General features: G+C 46.2%; 15 protein-coding genes and 2 rRNA genes. 14 read left to right on the top strand and 3 right to left on the bottom strand.

All coding sequences use genetic code 11. From position 1 onward, the window contains the following. The 8 genes from T525_RS0109200 to T525_RS15675 form a co-directional block, all read left to right on the top strand. Positions 1–293: ribosomal RNA gene (locus tag T525_RS0109200) — 23S ribosomal RNA — on the top strand; the annotation flags it as partial. Between the two features lie 73 nt (positions 294–366). Beyond that, positions 367–483 (top strand): 5S ribosomal RNA (gene rrf, locus T525_RS0109195). Positions 484–1,174: 691 nt separating this feature from the next. Further along, a complete protein-coding gene (locus tag T525_RS0109190) occupies positions 1,175–2,098 on the top strand; it encodes a bile acid:sodium symporter family protein (RefSeq protein ID WP_051533528.1) in 924 nt (307 codons plus the stop codon). A 26-nt stretch (positions 2,099–2,124) separates the two neighbouring features. Continuing rightward, positions 2,125–2,973: a pantoate--beta-alanine ligase gene (gene panC / locus T525_RS0109185; protein WP_027406959.1), complete on the top strand. Its 849-nt coding sequence runs from the start codon at positions 2,125–2,127 to the stop codon at positions 2,971–2,973. Positions 2,974–2,976: 3 nt separating this feature from the next. Then, positions 2,977–3,369, top strand: a complete 393-nt coding sequence (gene panD, locus T525_RS0109180; RefSeq protein WP_027406958.1) for an aspartate 1-decarboxylase — start codon at positions 2,977–2,979, stop codon at positions 3,367–3,369. Between the two features lie 134 nt (positions 3,370–3,503). Continuing rightward, positions 3,504–4,541, top strand: a complete 1,038-nt coding sequence (locus tag T525_RS0109175; RefSeq protein WP_027406957.1) for an HD-GYP domain-containing protein — start codon at positions 3,504–3,506, stop codon at positions 4,539–4,541. Between the two features lie 11 nt (positions 4,542–4,552). Beyond that, positions 4,553–5,659 (top strand): BMP family ABC transporter substrate-binding protein, encoded by a 1,107-nt coding sequence (locus T525_RS14885; RefSeq protein WP_051533527.1) that lies wholly within the window; start codon positions 4,553–4,555, stop codon positions 5,657–5,659. Beyond that, on the top strand, positions 5,652–8,225 hold the full coding sequence (locus T525_RS15675; RefSeq protein WP_027406956.1) for an ATP-binding protein: 2,574 nt from the start codon (positions 5,652–5,654) through the stop codon (positions 8,223–8,225). The genes T525_RS14885 and T525_RS15675 overlap by 8 nt, the downstream gene beginning before the upstream one ends. An 87-nt stretch (positions 8,226–8,312) precedes the next feature. Here the strand turns inward: T525_RS15675 and T525_RS0109160 are convergent, their stop codons facing one another. Together T525_RS0109160 and T525_RS0109155 are read right to left on the bottom strand one after the other, a co-directional pair. Next, a complete protein-coding gene (locus tag T525_RS0109160; protein ID WP_051533526.1) occupies positions 8,313–10,253 on the bottom strand; it encodes a nicotinate-nucleotide--dimethylbenzimidazole phosphoribosyltransferase in 1,941 nt (646 codons plus the stop codon). Then, positions 10,250–12,445 (bottom strand): Tex family protein, encoded by a 2,196-nt coding sequence (locus T525_RS0109155; RefSeq protein ID WP_027406954.1) that lies wholly within the window; start codon positions 12,443–12,445, stop codon positions 10,250–10,252. Before T525_RS0109155 ends, T525_RS0109160 begins: the two co-directional genes overlap by 4 nt. A gap of 200 nt (positions 12,446–12,645) precedes the next feature. On the opposite strand from T525_RS0109155, the gene T525_RS0109150 reads away from it, so the two are divergent. The 4 genes from T525_RS0109150 (at position 12,646) to rlmH (ending at position 15,609) form a co-directional block, all read left to right on the top strand. Next, complete coding sequence (locus T525_RS0109150) at positions 12,646–13,083, top strand: Fur family transcriptional regulator (protein WP_369751944.1); 438 nt, start codon at positions 12,646–12,648, stop codon at positions 13,081–13,083. Positions 13,084–13,240: 157 nt separating this feature from the next. Continuing rightward, complete coding sequence (locus T525_RS0109145) at positions 13,241–14,002, top strand: MBL fold metallo-hydrolase (RefSeq protein ID WP_027406952.1); 762 nt, start codon at positions 13,241–13,243, stop codon at positions 14,000–14,002. A 30-nt stretch (positions 14,003–14,032) separates the two neighbouring features. Next, on the top strand, positions 14,033–15,124 hold the full coding sequence (locus T525_RS0109140; protein WP_051533525.1) for a S1C family serine protease: 1,092 nt from the start codon (positions 14,033–14,035) through the stop codon (positions 15,122–15,124). 5 nt (positions 15,125–15,129) lie between these two features. Beyond that, the gene (gene rlmH, locus T525_RS0109135) at positions 15,130–15,609 is read left to right on the top strand and encodes a 23S rRNA (pseudouridine(1915)-N(3))-methyltransferase RlmH (RefSeq protein ID WP_027406950.1); all 480 of its coding nucleotides are present in this window, start codon (positions 15,130–15,132) and stop codon (positions 15,607–15,609) included. A 54-nt stretch (positions 15,610–15,663) separates the two neighbouring features. On the opposite strand, the gene T525_RS0109130 is transcribed toward rlmH, so the two are convergent. Further along, entirely contained in the window at positions 15,664–16,110 is a 447-nt protein-coding gene (locus T525_RS0109130) for an Lrp/AsnC family transcriptional regulator (protein WP_027406949.1), read from the bottom strand. A gap of 193 nt (positions 16,111–16,303) precedes the next feature. On the opposite strand from T525_RS0109130, the gene T525_RS0109125 reads away from it, so the two are divergent. Both T525_RS0109125 and T525_RS0109120 read left to right on the top strand, forming a co-directional pair. Further along, positions 16,304–18,280, top strand: a complete 1,977-nt coding sequence (locus T525_RS0109125; protein ID WP_027406948.1) for a penicillin-binding protein — start codon at positions 16,304–16,306, stop codon at positions 18,278–18,280. Positions 18,281–18,312: 32 nt separating this feature from the next. Then, on the top strand, positions 18,313–19,110 hold the full coding sequence (locus T525_RS0109120) for a Cof-type HAD-IIB family hydrolase (RefSeq protein WP_027406947.1): 798 nt from the start codon (positions 18,313–18,315) through the stop codon (positions 19,108–19,110). The last annotated feature ends 12 nt before the right edge of the window (positions 19,111–19,122 follow it).

Genomic DNA, 19,122 nt, shown 5'->3' with positions numbered 1-19,122 from the left:
GGTCCATATCCATCGCGGGCGTAAGAGATTTGAAGGGAGCTGCTCCTAGTACGAGAGGACCGGAGTGGACGAACCAACGGTGTACCAGTTATGACGCCAGTTGTACAGCTGGGTAGCTGCGTTCGGAAGGGATAAACGCTGAAAGCATCTAAGCGTGAAACCCGCCTTGAGATGAGATCTCTCACAGAGTAATCTGGTAAGACTCCTTATAGACGATAAGGTTGATAGGCTGGAAGTGGAAGCGTGGTGACATGTGAAGCTGACCAGTACTAATAAGTCGAGGGCTTAACTTAAAAAGCACTGACTAAGATGAACTTGTTTCTGTATAGTTTTGAGAGTACATGCAAATGTATTTTCAATTGAATATCTGGTGACGATGGCTATGAGGTCCCACCTGTTCCCATTCCGAACACAGTAGTTAAGCTCATATACGCCGAAAGTACTTGGCTGGAGACGGCCTGGGAGGATAGGAAGTTGCCAGTTAAAAAAAGAGTTATCTCATTCGAGATAACTCTTTTTTTACTTGCAGGATTTTATATTTCGGCGTATATGAGCTTTTTAGATTTTATGCCGGCGGTCAGCGTCATCTGCTCAACCAAGTTTCGCAGGACGCTTTCGTATGGGACATATTAACCAATCGGCTTATGCCTCTTGGATATGTCTCCGAAAGTACTTGGCTGGAGGGCAAGATGCCAGTGGCATGTTGCCCGGAAATAGGACGGCTGTATACCGTACTATTTCCGCGACCGGCCTGGGAGGATAGGAAGTTGCCAGTTAGAAAGCACTGCATTCGCAGTGCTTTTTTATTTCCTTATCCCATGCCACCCGTACATGCCACCCGTAAAATATATAACTTTACAATATTAACTTGCATTACATATTTCCTTGTGATATCATCAACCATGGACAAGGGATGACATCCATTTGGAGTCATACTCTTAAAAAATGCTTCAATTTTTGTAAATACTATTTTCGCTTAGATTCCCTGGAACTGAGACGGATTGCACAGGCGGCCTTTTGGCTTGCTGTTTTTTGTGTTTGTATGCCTCCTTATTCCTTTGGGATAAAGGGGCTTTTTTATTGGCATTTTATGGACGCCCTTGTTTAATATTTTTTTGGGGGTGCTTTTTTGAAAGCAGTTTTACAAAAGGCTTGCAATGTTCTTGTAAGCAATATGAGTGTATTGGTTTTTCTTATTGGTGTATTTGCAGTATGGCGGCCTGAGGCATTGACCTGGGTTGGACCACACATTCCTGTGCTGTTGGGCATTATCATGTTTGGCATGGGCATGACACTGACGGTGGATGATTTTAAAAATATCGCCAGAAATCCGAAGGGAATTTTTATTGGTGTTTTTGCCCAGTTCCTGATTATGCCAACTGTGGCCTTTGGTCTGGTAAAGGCTTTCGGTCTTCCGCCGGAGATTGCCATTGGTGTAATTTTGGTGGGCACCTGCCCAGGGGGGACGGCCTCAAATGTTATTGCATATCTGGCAAAGGGGGATGTGGCACTGTCCGTTTCCATGTCTGCTACATCTACAATATTGGCACCGTTGGTAACCCCTATTCTGACTTATCTGCTGGCAGATGCGGTTATTGACGTATCAGTTTCTGCAATGATGATGTCCATTGTGAAAATGGTTCTGCTTCCAGTACTTTTGGGGTTGGCAGTTCATCATTTCTTTGAGAATTTCTCACGGACCATTAATCCATTTATGCCCATGCTATCTGCAATTACGGTGGTTCTGACTGTAGGCGGTGTAGTGGCTCTCAGTGCTTCCAAGCTGCTTGATGTGGGGCTGATGATGTTTGCAGTGGTTATTTGTCATAATGCTTTTGGCCTGTTGCTGGGGTATATTTTAGCCAAAATCTTTAAGCTGGACGAAAAGCGCTGCCGTACGGTTTCCATTGAAGTGGGAATGCAGAATTCCGGCATGGCGGCTTCTTTGGCGGTAATGTATTTTGATCCTGTTGCTGCAATTCCTGGAGCTATCTTCAGCGTATGGCATAATGTATCCGGAGCTATGCTGGCTAACTATTTTGCCAAGCACAGCGAGGATGAGGGGAAAATTATTGATACAAGCATAAAATGTGTCTGATAAATGGCAAGTGAGGTAAGTTGGCAATGAAGATTTTAAGAACTCAGGATGATATAAAGAACTATTCCCTTGAAATGAAGAAGGCTGGGAAGATTATTGGTCTGGTGCCTACCATGGGAGCTCTCCACGAGGGGCACCTTACCCTTATGCGTACTGCCCGCAAGGCGGCAGATGTGGTAATTGCCTCGGTGTTTGTAAATCCTGTGCAGTTTGGGCCAAATGAGGACTTTGATGCTTATCCACGCCAGTTTGATGAGGATTGCGCCAAGCTGGAGGAGGTTGGGGTGGATGCAGTATTTCACCCGGAGCCTGGTGAAATGTACCCTGATGGATTTTGCACTTATGTAAATGTGGAGGGGGATTTTACCAAAAAACTGTGTGGCGGCCAGCGTCCAGGCCATTTCCGCGGGGTGGCCACAGTGGTGACCAAGCTTATTAATTTGGCCAGAGCAGACAAGGCCTTCTTTGGTCAGAAGGATGCCCAGCAGGTTTGCGTAATCCGACGCTTCGTGGAGGATTTGGCTATTCCGGTGGAAATTAATATGGTTCCTATTGTAAGAGAGGAAAGTGGTTTGGCCAGAAGTTCACGCAATGTTTACCTTTCCACGGAGGAAAGAAAGGCAGCCCTTGTTTTGTCCCGCAGCCTTAATATGGCAAAGGAAGCCTTTGGTAAGGGGACTATAAAGGTCAGTGAACTGAAAAAAATCATTATTGATGAGATAAATAAGGAGCCTTTGGCAGTTATTGATTATGTGGAAATTTATTCCTTCCCGGCCCTTGAAGAGATTGTGGAAGTAAAGGGAGAGTCCATTATGGCCATTGCTGTAAAGATTGGCAAAACCCGTCTCATAGATAATGTAATTTTGGAGGGCTAAGAAATGATGCTTCACATGTTAAAATCAAAACTTCACTGCGCCACAGTTACCGAGGCCAATCTGCAGTATATGGGCAGTATTACCATTGATTCGGAGCTGATGAAGGCAGCGGGAATATATGAAAATGAGCGGGTGCAGGTGGTAAACAACAATAACGGTTCCCGTCTGGAAACATACGTTATTCCGGGGAAGCCCGGCTCAGGTGTTATTTGCCTGAACGGTTCCGCCGCACGATGGGCACAGCCTGGAGATGTGGTTATCATTATGGCCTATGCCTTTATGGAGGAAAAAGAGGCAGTTCAGTACAGGCCAACTGTGGTTATGCTTGATGGCGATAACAAGGTCATGGAAGTTCGGAATTATGAATGCCATGGGGAGATATATGTAAATAAATGACATAATCCTCCGTTATTATCCTTTTTGGGGTAATGGCGGAGGATTTTTATTCACTTTATAGAAACGGTAATTGTCAGAACATTGATTTTAATTTAAATAAAATATAAAATTATGTACAAAGGTGGTGATACATTATGGATGAAGCGTCTGAGAAAAAAGCATTTATCCTTACAATAGATGATGATGAAATAAATAATATGCTCCTTGCGGCGATTCTTGAAGACGAATACGAGGTAGTATCCCTTTTGAGCGGAGAGATAGCCATAAAATTCCTGGAGGAGCGAAAACCGGATTTGATCCTTTTGGATTTAAATATGCCGGGCATGAATGGGTTTCAGGTGCTGGAGTATTTGAAGAATGACAATGAGCTCAAGGAAATTCCCGTTATTATGCTGACGGCTGAAGTAAATCAGGAAACCGAGGTAAAGGGAATTCAGTCAGGAGCCTTTGATTTTCTTCATAAACCATATATTCCTACATTGATTTTGACCCATGTTCATCGGACACTGGAATTAATGTCACTTAAAAAGAAGATGCAGGAGCGCATTGACAATCAGATTCAGGCTACCATGAATCAGCTGGCCTCCACCAAAAGATTGTTCAAACAGATGGTTTTTGCCCTGGCCAAGACCATCGATGCCAAGGACCCTTATACTAATGGACATTCCCAGCGTGTAGCGGATTACTCCCGGGAAATTGCCTGCAGGGCGGGGAAATCGAAAAATTACCAGCGCAAGATTTTTTTTATTGCCCTCCTTCATGATATTGGAAAAATCGGCGTGTCAGGTCAGGTTCTCAATAAGCCTGATAAGCTGACTCCCCGTGAATATTCTTCCATTAAGGTACATCCAATTATAGGGTCTTCCATTTTATCCTCGGTGCAGGAGATGGAGGAATTGCAGGTGGGGGCCCGCAGCCACCATGAGCGTTATGATGGTACAGGGTATCCGGATGGGTTGGCAGGAAAGGCCATTCCGGAAAAGGCCAGAATTATTGCGGTGGCAGATGTTTACGATGCCATGACCTCCAAGCGCAGTTATCGGGATGTTCTGCCACAATCAGTGGTGCGGGAAGAATTGATAAAAGCAAGAGGTACTCAGCTGGATCCTGATTTTACTGATATAATGCTGCAAATGATAGATGAAGACGTGGAATATCGGATGCATGAGTAGGGGGCTTTAAAATGGAACCTAAACAACGCTCAGTATTTGAATGGGTACTGCTTTTAGGGTTGCTTTTTTTCATTATGGCCTTGGGAGCGTCCCTTTGGTATTTTGCCAATGATAAAGATATAGAAAAGCCAGTTGCTGGTATAGTGCTGCTGGGGGACAGAAATGAGGAAGGCTGGAATGCACCCCAGTATCGTGGTATGAAAAAAGCCTGTGATGCCATGGGGGTGGAGCTGCTGGTAAGCGATAACAACAGTGGCCTCGATGGCAAGTGTGCAGATGCAGTACGGAAAATGGTAGAAAATGGTGCCGGAATGGTATTTCTCACCAGCTATTCCTATACGACAGACGGCAAAACCTTGATACGTGAATTTCCCCAAGTAGCTTTTGGTACTAATTCTGCAGAGTGCCGGGGGCGGAATATGACATCTTATTTTATTCGCATGTATCAGGGGCGGTATTTGACAGGAGCCCTGGCGGGAATGCGAACCAAGAGCAATGTTATTGGCTACGTGGCAGCTATGCCAAATTCTGAAGTGAATCGGGGAATTAATGCCTTTACTCTGGGGGTTCAGAGAACTAATCCCAATGCCAGGGTAGTGGTTATGTATACGGGAAGCTGGGAAAATGAGGAAGTAGAGGAAGAACATACCTACAGGCTTATTACTCAGGAAAAGGCCGATGTAATAACCTACCATCAGGATGAACCAATGGCCGCCACTGTGGCGGAAAAAATGGGAGTAGATTATATTGGCTATTATGAGGACATTCAAAATGGGTCAGAACATGATTTGACCTCAATTATGTGCAATTGGGACCGTTACTATGAGGATATAGTAAGGTATTATCTCAAGGGCGAAATGAATTTTGTGGACAATAGATGGGTAGGCATGGAGGCTGATCTGGTGGAGCTCAGTCAGCTTTCTGATGCTGTGACTTATGAACAGCGTACTGTATTGAAACAATTGAAAAAGGAAATGTTGGCTGGGCGTTTTGTCTTTGCTGGTGAGATATTTGATAATAAGGGGAAACGCCGCTGTCAGCCTAATGAGGTTATCAGGGACGAGTATCTGTTGCAGCACATGGATTGGCTGGTGAAGGGAGTGGACGTCCTTGAATAGTAGAATCAGTAAATTGGGACTGTCCCAAAAGGCTTTTATCGAGATAATTATCCTGACCATAATTTTGTTTATTACCGGCAATATTCTCCAGAATCAAATAAGCCGTAAGTTAAATGATGCTGCTGAGGAATCCGTATCTCAAATGACGGCGGATATGGCCCAGCTGGCAGATGAGCGGTTTATGCGCTACATTAGCACCCTAAAGGCAGCTTCCATTTATTTGGAGCAGCATGAGGAGCAGAAAAATAATATTTTGGAGGCCATTAATCAGGAAAATGTATACGGCAGAGCCGGGGTTATGGATTACGAGGGAAACGTAACTGGAGCTGTAGTCAGCAAGCATGATTTTCCCAAGTTGCTCAGGGCTTTTCAGGGAAATAACGTGGTGGATTACCACCCTGACGGGGGCATAATTGTGGCTGTTCCTGTTTATTATGGGGATAACGTAAGGTATGTTCTCTATCAGATTTTTCCAAGGGGAAATTTAACCAAGGTTTTTGGACTGGCAGATTATAACCCATATAGCCGCATTATGATTCAGTATAAGGATGGTAGTTTGGCCGTTCCTTATGAGAATTTTTCCACAAAGGATCACGAATTTTGGGATGATCAGGATATAAAGGCCGGTATGGTGGAGGTTCATTCCAGGCTGGAAACAAGCAAGGCTGCAGCTGTTTATACAGAAGGAAGCAAAGGGAAATATTATGTTTTCGGTGCAGACCTTCCACAAACAGATTTTTCCTTGGTGGGATATATTCCTTGGTCTGCAGTGGCAGGAAAAATCAATAGTGTATATCAGATGGTGCAGTGGGTATTTACTTTGATGCTGCTGTTGTTTGCCTGTGTCAGCATTTATCTGTTTATGGCCCAGACCAAGGTGGCGGAGAATGAAGCCCTTAAAAAGGCCAGACAGGCGGCAGATGATGCCAATCAGGCTAAAAGCCAGTTCCTGGCCAATATGAGTCATGAAATAAGAACACCTTTAAATGCCATTAACGGCATGGATGAGATGATTCTCAGGCGTAGCAGGGACATGGATATACGGCGTTATGCCAGCAATATTCATTCTGCCTCCACAGCGCTTTTGGGAATTATTAATGAAATTCTGGATTTTTCCAAAATCGAATCCGGCCGTATGGAGCTGGTTTCGGATAAATACAGCTTGAGGATTCTGCTTAAGGAGGTAACAACTCTGGTGGGCTTCAGGGCCAAGGCAAAACAATTGGAGTTTACCATTAATGTGGACAGCAGCCTGCCTAATGAACTCTACGGTGACGTAGGGCGTATACGCCAGATTCTCATCAATGTAATCAACAATGCCATTAAATATACTGATGAGGGATCTGTCACCTTTGATGTCAGCGGTCAGTCCGTGGAGGATATGCTGAACTTAAGACTGGCAGTATCTGATACGGGTATTGGCATTAAGCCGGAGGACATGGAAAAGCTGTTCAAGGATTTTGAACGCCTTGATTTGCAGAAAAACTGCAAGGTGGAGGGCACTGGACTTGGGCTGGCCATTACCCATAGGCTTCTTACCATGATGGGGGGAACTGTTCATGTGGAAAGTACGTATGGAGAGGGCAGTACCTTTATTATTGATCTGCCTCAAAGGATTGTGGGGCATGAGCTTATAGGTGATTTTGATGCTGAACAGGATATAGAGGAGGAACTGGAGGAGGTAGTTGCCACTAGCTTTACCGCTCCTGAGGCGTCTATTCTCATTGTGGATGACAACGAAATGAACTGTTTCGTTGCCACCAGTATGCTTTCGGATACCAAGGCTAAGCTGACGGTAGCCCACAGCGGCATTGAGGCTCTGGAGTTCTTGAAGAAGGATTTCTTCCATCTGGTCATGACAGATTATATGATGCCAGGCATGGATGGGATTGCCACTCTGCATGAGGCCAAAAAGCTGAAGGGTACGGAAAAGACGAAGTTTGTCATTTTGACGGCTACGGCCCTGGCTGGGGTCCGGGAAAAGTTCCTGGCAGAGGGTTTTGATGATTATCTTAGTAAGCCAATGACGGGCAAGCAACTGGATACTGTGGTGAAACGGAATTTGCCTATTAATTTGGTGCATCCTTTGGAGAATCACCAAGTGAAAGACATTGAGGAGGTTAAGGTACTGGAGGAGCCTAAAACTACGGATAATGAGGTTGCTGCCAACACGTCCCTTTCTCTGAACTCTCCAAAGATAGATATGTCCATTGGGTTAAAATTCTGCAATAACAGTGATAAGCTTTATAAGCGCGTTCTGGAAATGTTCCACAAGCTTTGTGAGGCCAATATCAAGGAAATGGAAAAATCCTTTGGGGAGGAGAACTGGGATGCCTACAGAATAAAGGTCCATGCCCTTAAATCAGGCGCTATGAATATAGGCTGTACCATGCTTCACGAATTAGCCAAGGCGCAGGAACAGGCCGGCAAGGACTATGTTTCTGAGGAAGCCACGGAGGCCCAGCGTATAAAGGCGGTGGAGCACATGAAGGCCCACCATAGGGAAATAATGGATATGTACCGCCATGTGGCTCAGATGGCCCAGGAAATGACTGAAGAGAAATAAAGCAATACGGATATAAATAAAACAGGGCAGGAAAACCATTAAAATGGTTATCCTGCCCTGTTTGGCGTTGAAAATACTCCAGTTATGTTATATCTGCCTTCCGGCTCCAGGGCCGTCATTGGCTGTGGCCACTTGGGCTTCGCTAAAGGTTTTCATATCATTTACTGTACGGATGGCGGCATCTATAAGACGCATTCCCGTACAGGCTGTTATGCCGGGGATTTTCACCGCCAGATGATAAAGGGGCGGCTCAATTGGCAGCAAAAATGGCTGGATTTCCGGCACCAGCTGAGCGGCATAACTGGCCAGGGCCGTAACTGCCCTATCACCAAGAATGATCATTGTGCGGTTGTGGGTGGCGGCAATCATTGCCCCAAGAACAGCTGAGGCAACAAGCTGCATTTCCGGCGGCAGCTGTGTCATAAAGGAGGATGCCTCCAGTGTTAGATTTCCCTGACTGTCGCAGAGCATATCTGCCATGGCATCTATAAAGGCGGTGTCATTATCAATAAGGGAAAGCCCCATAATCTGGTTGCCCAGGGATATATTTTCACCATGAAGCCGGCCAAATTCGAAGGCATCCATCTGGGTCCTTTCCTCGGTTAGATACGCTGCAATGGAGTCGGCACCAGTTTGGGAGGCAAAGCTATGGACAAAAGCGGCCTGATCCCTGTCCATAGGGATGTCCTTTTTCATGCCGATAAAAAGCATGGTTTTGGAAACGTCATTTGGCAGCTCGTTGGAGGTGATACCGCTTAGCTGGGCGGCTATCTGCTCAATTACTCCCAGACTGTAGATAGGCTTGGACAAATTGTCCAGACGCATCTGGCATCGTTCCATTGCCTCCTTGTCAAGGGAAGGCATGGTGTGGGTGTAATAATCGAAGGTCTTATCTGTAAGGGTAATGGCAATATCAGGAATAACATCATTTTCGATGGAATCTGCCATCAGTTCCTTGGCAGTCTGGTCCTTTTGGATATTATTATAGGCCCTTATGGCGGCATCCAGCATGTCTGCCACCAGTGAGGAGCCAATGGCTTCACCGAGTTTAATGTTTAAATCCATCAGGGGGGTAAAATCCATTTCCTTGAGGATTAAATGCTGACCCTGTTCTCCGGCCCTGTGGGACGGGACTAGATAGTCCTTGAGAACAGGAGCCAGTCTTAAAGCTATAAGGGCGGCGGCACTGGAATTGAAGCCATCCAGTATGGTGAGGGAACGGGAGGCGGCGGCACCCAGCATAAGACCTGCAATGGCACCCAGCTCAAAACCGCCTACCTTGGCAAGGACGTCAATTGGATCATTGGCATCCGGCTTATTTGCAGACAATATTTTTGCCACTGTGGCCAGCTTGGTTTTGTAACGTTCATCGGAGATGTTGGTGCCTCTGCCAGTGGTGTGTTCCGGGGATTCCTTAAGAATGGCTGAAGTGATGGCGGCACTGGCGGTGGTGTTGGAAATACCCATTTCTCCTGGCAAGAACAGGGTTATGCCCTGCTGCTCATGAAGCTGTTTAGCCAAAGTATAGCCATAGTACAGGGATTTTATTGCCTGTTCCCTGGTCATGGCAGGGCCTTGGGCGGAGTTGTTGGTGCCCGAGGCAATATGAAAGTCGATAAGACCGGGGATTTCCTTGGCCTTATCGCTGTTTATTCCTAAATCTGCCACACAGAGGTGGGCCCTGGTGAAATCTGCAAAGACATTGGCGGCAGAACCGTGGGAAATCAGATAATTGCCAACCATGTGCAGCGTGGTTTCAGGCGGATAGGCACTGACATTTTCTTTGGCCACACCATGGTCGGCACAGCAAAGAGTGACAGCCTTTATTGGGGGGTTGTCAAAGGCAGCAGAACCTGTGGCACCGGCATATTTTTTCAGCAAAAATCTGAGGGCACCAAAATCTTCCCTTTTTATGGTGGAGGAGGCAAGTACCTTTTCAACCTCAGCTATGCTGTCAGTGTCCTTGGGAGGTATTTGGGCTATAAGGGATTTGAATTCCTTTTCCTCAATTATGGGTAAGTTTGTCATATAGCCCTGGCCTCCTGAGGTACTTGCTTAATGCTGAGACCAATGCGGCCACGGGACTCATCCACGCTGATAACCAGCACGGTAACAATATCTCCAACTGCCACTACATCCAGGGGATGCTTTACGTGCTTGTTGCTCAGCTCGGAAATATGCACAAGCCCGGCGGTCTTTATGCCAATATCCACGAAGGCGCCAAAATCGGTTATGTTGCGTACGGTTCCCCGCATAATAGTGCCCACTTTAATATCGGAAAGCTTAACGATGGCCTTTCTGGTAAGTGGTACCGGCAGATCCTCACGGGGGTCACGGCCCGGCTTGGCAAGGGCATCCAAAATATCCTTTACCGTTGGTACACCGGCATCCAGGTCCTTGGCCAGCTTTTCCGGGTTGGCCAGCTTGATTTTGGCCTGGAGTATTTCAAGCTGCTTTTTGTCACTAAATATATTCAGGTCTGCCCCTAATTTTCCCAGAATGTTTTTGGCCAGTTCATAGGATTCAGGATGGACAGGGGTGTTATCCAATGGCATCTTGCCTCCGCCGATTCGGAGGAAGCCGGCACACTGGGTGTAGGCGGCATTGCCCAGACGGGCCACCTTTAAAAGTTCCTTGCGGGAGCTGAATGGTCCGTTTTCGTTTCTGTAGGCCACAATATTTTTGGCAATGGTGGCGTTAATGCCTGCCACATGCTTCAGGAGGGCAGGGGAAGCGGTGTTCAGCTCTACTCCCACGTGATTTACGGCGGATTCAATGGTCTGGTCAAGGGTATTGGCCAGCTCCTTTTGATTTACGTCATGCTGGTACTGACCAACCCCAATGGCTTTAGGGTCAATTTTTACCAGCTCCGCCAGAGGGTCCTGTACACGGCGGGCAATGGATACGGCACCGCGGATGGTAACGTCGTATTCAGGCAGTTCCTCCTTGGCCAGAGGGGAAGCGGAATAAACAGAAGCTCCCGCCTCACTGGTAACTATATAATGGGTATCGAGGCTGTTGTCCTTTATTAGCTTGGCGGCAAATTCCTCCGTCTCAAAGGAGGCTGTGCCGTTGCCGATGGAGATGAGATTTACCTTGTATTTTTTGATAAGGGCCAGTGCCTTCTTGGCAGACTCTGCAGCGCCCTTTTCTCCGTGGGTAATATAAAGAACACCGTGGTCGAGAACGTGGCCCGTTGGATCCACAATGGCCATTTTGCAGCCTGTGCGGTAGCCGGGATCAAGTCCCATTACGGTGAAGCCGGACAGTGGGGCCTGTAGTAAAAGCTGGCGCAGATTTGTGCCAAAAATATCAATAGCCTGCTTCTCCGCAGTTTCCGTAAGCTGATTTCTGATTTCACGTTCGAGGGATGGTTGAATAAGGCGCTTCCAGCTGTCAGACACGGTGTCTTTTAACAGGCTTTGGAAAATGGAAGTACCCTTTATGAAGCGTTTGCCAATAAGTGAGAGGATTTTTTCCTCATCGGCCTCCAGCTTTACCTTAAGGCATTCCAGCTTTTCACCTCGGTTAATGGCAAGAATGCGATGGGATGGTAGGGTGCGGACCAGCTCCCTGTATTCCTTGTACATAAGAAATACCTTTCCCTCATCAGTTTTTTCCTTTTCCTCGTCAAGGGAGGTGGTAATAAAAGCATTGTTCCAGAGGAACTTGCGCAGCTCCTGACGAAGCTGGGCCTCCTCGGAAATCATTTCAGCAATTATATCCTGGGCCCCCTCCAGGGCATCCTGGGCAGTTTCCACTTCCAGCTCAGGATTAATGTATTCAGCAGCTACATCCTCCGGAGTGCCGTTGTTAAGGCTTTGGAGCATAATGGTGTTGGCCAGTGGCTCCAGTCCCTTTTCCTTGGCTTTTTGGGCTCTGGTGCGCTTCTTCTGCTTGTAAGGAAGATAGATGTCCTCCAGCTCCTGGAGCTTGGTGGTCTTCTCAATGGCCTGCTGGAGTTCAGGGGTAAGCTTGCCCTGTTCCTCTATTTTATTGAGGATTTCTTCCTGCCTCTTTACGAAATTGCGGAGATATGCCAGCCTTTCGGAAATAATGCGCACCTTTTCCTCGTCCAGTTCCCCGGTTTTTTCCTTTCGGTAACGGGAAATGAATGGGATGGTGTTGCCCTCGTCCAAAAGTTCTGTAACAGCATCCACCTGAAAAACTTTTATTTTTAATTCATCGGAAATTATTTTACTGATGTTTTCTGTTTTCATTCTGATTTATTCCTCCATTAAATAAGCAATAACCATGTAATTATACCATATTATTTCCTTTGGGTAGAAATGAAACTATTATCCTATATATTGACATGAAAGTTAATTGTATGTAAAATACTCAATGGAGATTAATTATCAATTGATAATTATAAAAGATAGTTATAACGTACAACTAAGTCTGGAGGAAATATTTTATGATGATGGATATGCAAAGTGTAGCAAATATACTTCGCGATCATGGCTTCAAGGTAACACCACAGCGTCTTGCAGTTTATGATGCTTTGCAGAATACAACGGAACATCCAAATGCTGAAATGCTTTATAATAAGTTATTGCCAACTTATCCTGCCATGAGTCTGGCAACTGTATATAAGACCATGGAGATTTTTGACAAGATCGGTCTGGCTCAGGTGCTGAACCTTGGCGAGGACAGCTACCGCTATGACGCCAGAATGGAAAATCACCCCCATGTACGCTGCAACACCTGTGGCAGGGTAGATGATATTATGGATTTCGACGATGAAGCCATTATGGATCAGGTGGCCAAGCTTTCAGATTACAAGATGACTGGCAGACAGCTGTATTTTTACGGTGAGTGTCCTAAATGTCAGAGAAAAGAGAAAAAATATAACTGAGTAACAAGGGTAGGGTCGTTCAAGGAAGTGGCCCTGCCCTTTCTTTTTGACCTTTTTCATCTTTTTTGTTATGGTATATGGGGTTCTAAGAAAAATATAATATTATTTACAGAATTTTTTCAGCAGGGCTTCTTATACTTGGTTTATAGGAGGAAAGATGCAGGTTTCGGTTTTGGCCAGCGGCAGCAAGGGAAACTGTACTTTCATAGATATGGAGGGCAGCCGTCTTTTGGTGGATGCTGGAATCAGCGCAAGGCGCATAAGGCAAGAGCTTGGAAATATAGGTCATTCCATTGAAGAGTTGGATGGGGTCTTTATAACCCATGAGCACAGTGACCACATAAAGGGGCTTGCCACTTTGACAAAGAAATATGGTGTACCGGTATACAGCCGTCCGGAAACTTTTCGGGCCATGAGCTGCTATAGGGACATTCCCCAGGAGTGTATTAATCCAATTATGGATAGGGTCAGAATAAATAAATTGACCATAAAGGCTTTCGGAATTCCCCATGATGCGGCGGACCCGGTGGGCTATTCCATAAATGGCAGTGTGAAATGTGTGGTAGCCACGGACATGGGCTTTGTGGACAGCAACCTCAGACAGGAGCTGGAATCAGCCCGGGTAATGATACTGGAAGCCAACCATGATGTTGATATGCTGAAAAATGGCGAATATCCCTGGCCATTAAAGCAGCGTATATTGAGCAACCGGGGCCACCTGTCCAATATGGACACAGCATGGACTCTGGTTCATTTAAAACAACCACCGCAAAAGGTCTTGCTGGCACATCTCAGTGAATCAAATAATATGCCGGATTTGGCGATGAAAACCGTTCGGCAGATTCTGGACCAGCAGGGGGTAAAGAACATGGAGCTTATCCTCACGGCCCAGGACAGATGTGTCAGTGTGGATTTTTGATATATTTTATATATTTTGGAGGGAGAGAAAATGATTACAAAGAAGAGAATTTTTAAGTCTTGTCTGCCGGTTGTAATGGGTCTCCTGGTAGCGGGCTCAGTAATGCTGGGGGGATGCGGCAAAAATAATGTAGCCGAAGGAATCCCTGCCTCCAGTCCAAGCTACAACACTAATGTATCAGATGCCAGAAACACGCCAGTTGTCAGGGCGGCCAAGAACGTGGGCCCTGCAGTGGTGGGTATTACCAATAAAGCCGTTGCCAGAGATTTCTTCTTCAATATTCGTGATGTGGAGGGATATGGTTCCGGCGTAATCTTCCGCAGCGATGGTTATATCGTAACCAATAATCACGTTATTGACGGGGCCAAGGAGATAATTGTTTCCCTGTCCGATGGCCGCAGCCTAAACGGCAAGCTGGTGGGAGCAGACGAAATCACTGATTTGGCAGTGGTAAAGGTTGATGCCAATGATTTGCCGGCAGCGGAGTTCGGCGACTCTGATGACATTATGGTGGGTGAGCCTGCCATTGCCATTGGCAATCCAATGGGGCTGGAATTCCAGGGCAGTGTTACTACTGGTGTAATCAGTGCAGTTAATCGCGTCCTCAATAAGGGCGAAAGTAATATGAAGCTCATCCAGACAGATGCGGCAATTAATCCGGGAAATTCCGGCGGTGCTTTGGTAAATGCCGATGGCAAGGTTATTGGCATCAATTCCCAGAAAATTGTTACAAATGCCGTAGAGGGCATGGGCTTTGCTATTCCAATAAACACTGTTCGCAGTGTGGTGGAGGAGCTTATAGCCCAGGGCCATGTAACCAGACCATATCTTGGTGTAAGTGTGTTCGACAAGGAATCTGCAGCCCGCAGCGGATATATTTTGAATATTGACAAGGGCGTATATGTATTTAATGTATCTTTGGATGGTCCTGCAGGCCGTGCCGGCTTCCGCCGCGGTGATATTATTCTGGCTGTAGGCGGAACAGAGGTTAACACCGTGGGAGAGCTGCGGGCAGCAATAACAGCTCATCAGGTGGGTGAAACAGTGGAGGTCAAATACGACTCCAACGGTACCACCAAGACTGTAAATGTTACTCTGGATGCCCAGCCTGTTGAGGGTTAATCAGGATGAAAATCAATATAGTTACCGCAGGGAAGATAAAGGAAAAATATCTCACTGAGGGCATAAATGAATTTTTGAAGCGGCTGGGTCCCTTCGCCAATGTGAAGATTACTGAAATCAGCGAAGAAAAAATGAAGGATAATCCCTCCGAGGCTGAAAAACAGCAGACACTGACCCAGGAGGGCCAGCGTCTCTTAAAGCAGGTGCCGGAGGGAAGCTATCTTATAGTTCTGGACGTGTATGGCAAGGAGCTGTCCTCTGAGGAGCTGGCAACCAAGATTGACAGCCTGGGCCTGTCGGGAAAAAGCAACATAACCTTCCTTATAGGCGGTGCCTTTGGCTTGTCCGCTGAAGTAAGGGCCGCCGCAGATATGCTCCTCAGCTTTTCCAGGATGACCTTTACCCATCAGATGGTGCGTCTCCTGCTGGTGGAGCAGATATACAGGGCATTTAAAATTAACCGTGGGGAAAAGTACCATTGGTAATGAGGAAACAAAACATGGGACCGCCTAAGGCAGTCCCATTTTTATTATACAGAATTATTCAACGGTTACGGAAGGCCTGTCAATGATAGATGACAGAACCACGATAGTTTGCGTCTTGCTCACGCCGGTCTGTTCCTTGATGCGTGTCAGAAGATTTTCCAGAGTAGTAGTATTTTGAGTGATTATCTTCAAAGAATAATCGAAGTCACCAGTGATGTAGAAGCATTCCTTGATGTCGGGCTCATCCACCACAAAATCCTTGAATCTGTCACCATGGCTAGGGTTGTTAAAGCTAAGGAACACCAAAGCCATAAGCTGCTTGTCCACAAGCTCAGGATTCAAAATAGCGGTATACTGTTTAATGACACCAGAAGCTTCCAACTTTTTTAAACGTTCACTGATAGCTGGCATGGAGAGGGAAATCTCCGAACTCAAAACCGAAATTGTGACACGGGCGTTTTCTTGCAGGCGCTTAAGGATCTTCTTATCAATATCATCCATTTTCAACACCACCATTCTAGCTACATTATACCAGCGAAAAGATGCAAAAGTAAACTTTTATCTTAAAAATCGTAAAAAAATTCTTTAAATAGATACAATTTTGATATTTTATTTTGTGTAAGCGAAATTTTGGCATTTGTACTATATTGGTGTAAAATAATAAGTTAGAATAGTATAAATTTGGAGTAGAATAATGAAAAATAAACAGCCTAAAATTCTGAGAAACATAGATATTCTTATCGTGGTAATTATGGCGCTGTTTGTTGTTACTATTGGCAGATATTTTATCCTGCAGGTAATTCAGCACAGCGAAATGGAAGAAAAAATCATGAACATAGCCCGGGATAACGTGGTGCGTCAGTCTCCCCGGGGGAAGATTCTGGACCGTAACGGCCGTGAGCTGGCCATCAGCCGTATAGCCAAGCTTCTGGTCATACGCCCGGACAAGGTGGGCAGTGAGGAGGACATTCAGGTGTTGTCCGCTGAACTGAGCCCTATTATTAATATACCCGCTGAGACCATCGCCAACCGTATCCGTGAGGGCGGAGCTTATTATGCGGTGAAGCATGGTCTTGAAAGTGATGAGGAGGCCGCCATTAATCAGCTGAAAAAGGATAAGGGCTATGAGTGCCTCTGGATGGATGATGAGGTAAAGCGCTACTATCCAAACGATATGCTGGCCGCGAATATAATTGGCTTTATCGGTATGGAGGATAAGGGGCTGGAGGGGTTGGAATACTCCATGGACAGCATCGTAAAGGGGGATGTGCAGGAAGAAGATGTGCTTACGGACATGAGGGGCCGTACTATTTTTGATTCCATTTTCTCCCGTTCCCAGCAGCGTTACAAGGGGGACAGCTGCAAGACAGTTACCCTTACCATAGATGCCACCATGCAGTTCATTGTGGAGCAGGTTCTGGACAAGGCCATGGTGGAGAACCAGCCTCAAAGTGTTACCGCCATTGTTATGGATCCAAAAAATGGCGAAATTTTGGCCATGGCTGCCCGCCCAAGCTATAATCCAAATAAATTTGCCGACTATAATATGGACGTAATCAAGAACCACGCTGTGTCAGATATTTACGAGCCTGGTTCCACCTTTAAGTCCATTGTTGCCGGAGCAGCCCTGGAAGAAGGGGTAGTAAGTCCGGAGCAGACCTTCTATGATCCGGGCCGTATTAACGTATCGGACAAGCATATTCAGAACTGGAACGGTGAAAGCTTTGGTACAGTTACTTTTACGGATATCGTTAAAAATTCCATCAATACATGTTTTGCCATGATAGGCCAGATTCTGACCGGGGAAAAGCTAAATGAATATGCCCGTAAGTTTGGCTTTGGCGAGCCAACTGGAGTGGAGCTGCCTGGTGAGGCCTCCGGTATGCTCTTTGAAACAGATAAGATGCTGGATTCCGATATTGCCACCATGTCCATTGGCCAGAGTATTGCGGTTACACCGTTGCAGCTCTGTACAGCTATGTCTGCCATTGCCAATGATGGTGTATTGTTAAAGCCTCATATCGTAAAGAGTATTACCAATGCGGATGGTTCATTATACAAGGAAAATGGCCGTGAGGAGGTACGTAGGGTATTGAGCTCTGCCACGGATAAAACACTTATGGGCCTTCTGGAGCAGGTCGTTGCCACTGGCGGTGGTCAAAAGGCACAGGTTAAGGGCTATCGTGTGGCGGGAAAAACGGGTACAGCCCAGAAAATCAATAAGGATACTGCCGGCTACATGGAGGGCCGCTATATAGCCTCCTTCTGTGGATTTGCCCCTGTGGATGATCCTCAGCTGGTGGTTTTGGTAATAATCGATGATCCTACCGCCGGAGCATTCTACGGCGGTCAGATTGCAGCACCGGTGGCAGGAGAAATCTTTGCCCAGCTGTTGCGTTATAAGCATATTGAGCCAACCTCAGATCCATTTGCAGATATGGATAAGGATCAAAATAAAAAGACATCTCAGCAAGTTGCAAATACTGCCCCGCCGGGAAAGCAAATAATGCCTGATCTTAGTGGCATGAGTATCCGTGAGGTTTCACAGAAGCTGGGAGAAATGGGACTGGGAATGAATATTCAGGGCTCGGGGCTATCAACTGGCCAGAGTATCCCCGCCAATACAGTGGTGGATCCCGGGACAAGTGTTACGGTTTATTTTAAGCCGTAATGGTTGAGCTATTTAATGAAAGGAAAGGTATTATGAAAGCTAAGCTCTTTGTTACAGATATGGATGGTACCCTGCTGAACAGCCAACGTCAGATTAGTGACGGGATTAAGAAGGCTGTCAAAAAGGCCATGGACTCGGGGGTGATTTTCACTGTAGCCACGGGAAGAATGCACATTTCTGCCCTGCCCTTTGTAAAGGATCTGGGGGTTAATGTGCCTATTATCACCTGTAATGGAGCTATTATAAAGACCGTGGAAGGGGAAGAAATTTTCGCCTCATATCTGGACCGCAGCCTGGTGGAGGAGCTGGTGGAGTTTGCGGAGTCCCAAAAGCTGTACATTCAGGTTTATAGTAACGATAACCTCTATTACCGCAAGGAAAATGACAAATCTGCCTATTACTGCCGTGCCGCAGGGGTTAAGGGCAATGCCGTGGGGGATGAGCTGAAAAAGTACATGGACAATGTGCCAAAGCTTTTGATTATGGTGGATAACCCTGAGGAAGGGGACAGGGTGGTTGAAACTATTTCGGAGAAGTTTAAGGGCCGTATTGTGGCTGTTAAATCAACCCCGATTTATATTGAGCTTATTAAACCGGGAGTAAATAAGGGCACTGCTATTGCCAGGATGGCTGAAAAGTATAATATACCAATGGAAGCGGTTTTGGCCATTGGGGACTCAAACAACGATCTCACCATGCTTGAGACGGCAGGCTTTGGGGTGGCTATGGGCAATGCCAACGAAAACGTAAAGAAAATTGCAGGATATGAGGTGGCTGACTGCGACAATGATGGTGTTGCAGAGGCTATTGAGAGATTCTGTCTGGACTAACAGGCTGATTGA

It is taken from the genome of Anaerovibrio sp. RM50, from assembly GCF_000622005.1.
In the GTDB taxonomy this organism is placed as follows: domain Bacteria; phylum Bacillota; class Negativicutes; order Selenomonadales; family Selenomonadaceae; genus Anaerovibrio.
This window is presented reverse-complemented; position numbering and strand designations above follow the sequence as displayed.

Excerpts from the sequence above, each read along its gene's own strand:
- T525_RS0109190 (WP_051533528.1), top strand. The coding sequence starts at position 1,175 with ATGAGTGTATTGGTTTTTCTTATTGGTGTATTTGCAGTATGGCGGCCT.
- panC (WP_027406959.1), top strand. The coding sequence starts at position 2,125 with ATGAAGATTTTAAGAACTCAGGATGATATAAAGAACTATTCCCTTGAA.
- panD (WP_027406958.1), top strand. The coding sequence starts at position 2,977 with ATGATGCTTCACATGTTAAAATCAAAACTTCACTGCGCCACAGTTACC.
- T525_RS0109175 (WP_027406957.1), top strand. The coding sequence starts at position 3,504 with ATGGATGAAGCGTCTGAGAAAAAAGCATTTATCCTTACAATAGATGAT.
- T525_RS14885 (WP_051533527.1), top strand. The coding sequence starts at position 4,553 with ATGGAACCTAAACAACGCTCAGTATTTGAATGGGTACTGCTTTTAGGG.
- T525_RS0109160 (WP_051533526.1), bottom strand. The coding sequence starts at position 10,253 with ATGACAAACTTACCCATAATTGAGGAAAAGGAATTCAAATCCCTTATA.
- T525_RS0109155 (WP_027406954.1), bottom strand. The coding sequence starts at position 12,445 with ATGAAAACAGAAAACATCAGTAAAATAATTTCCGATGAATTAAAAATA.
- T525_RS0109150 (WP_369751944.1), top strand. The coding sequence starts at position 12,646 with ATGATGGATATGCAAAGTGTAGCAAATATACTTCGCGATCATGGCTTC.
- T525_RS0109145 (WP_027406952.1), top strand. The coding sequence starts at position 13,241 with ATGCAGGTTTCGGTTTTGGCCAGCGGCAGCAAGGGAAACTGTACTTTC.
- T525_RS0109140 (WP_051533525.1), top strand. The coding sequence starts at position 14,033 with ATGATTACAAAGAAGAGAATTTTTAAGTCTTGTCTGCCGGTTGTAATG.
- rlmH (WP_027406950.1), top strand. The coding sequence starts at position 15,130 with ATGAAAATCAATATAGTTACCGCAGGGAAGATAAAGGAAAAATATCTC.
- T525_RS0109130 (WP_027406949.1), bottom strand. The coding sequence starts at position 16,110 with ATGGATGATATTGATAAGAAGATCCTTAAGCGCCTGCAAGAAAACGCC.
- T525_RS0109125 (WP_027406948.1), top strand. The coding sequence starts at position 16,304 with ATGAAAAATAAACAGCCTAAAATTCTGAGAAACATAGATATTCTTATC.
- T525_RS0109120 (WP_027406947.1), top strand. The coding sequence starts at position 18,313 with ATGAAAGCTAAGCTCTTTGTTACAGATATGGATGGTACCCTGCTGAAC.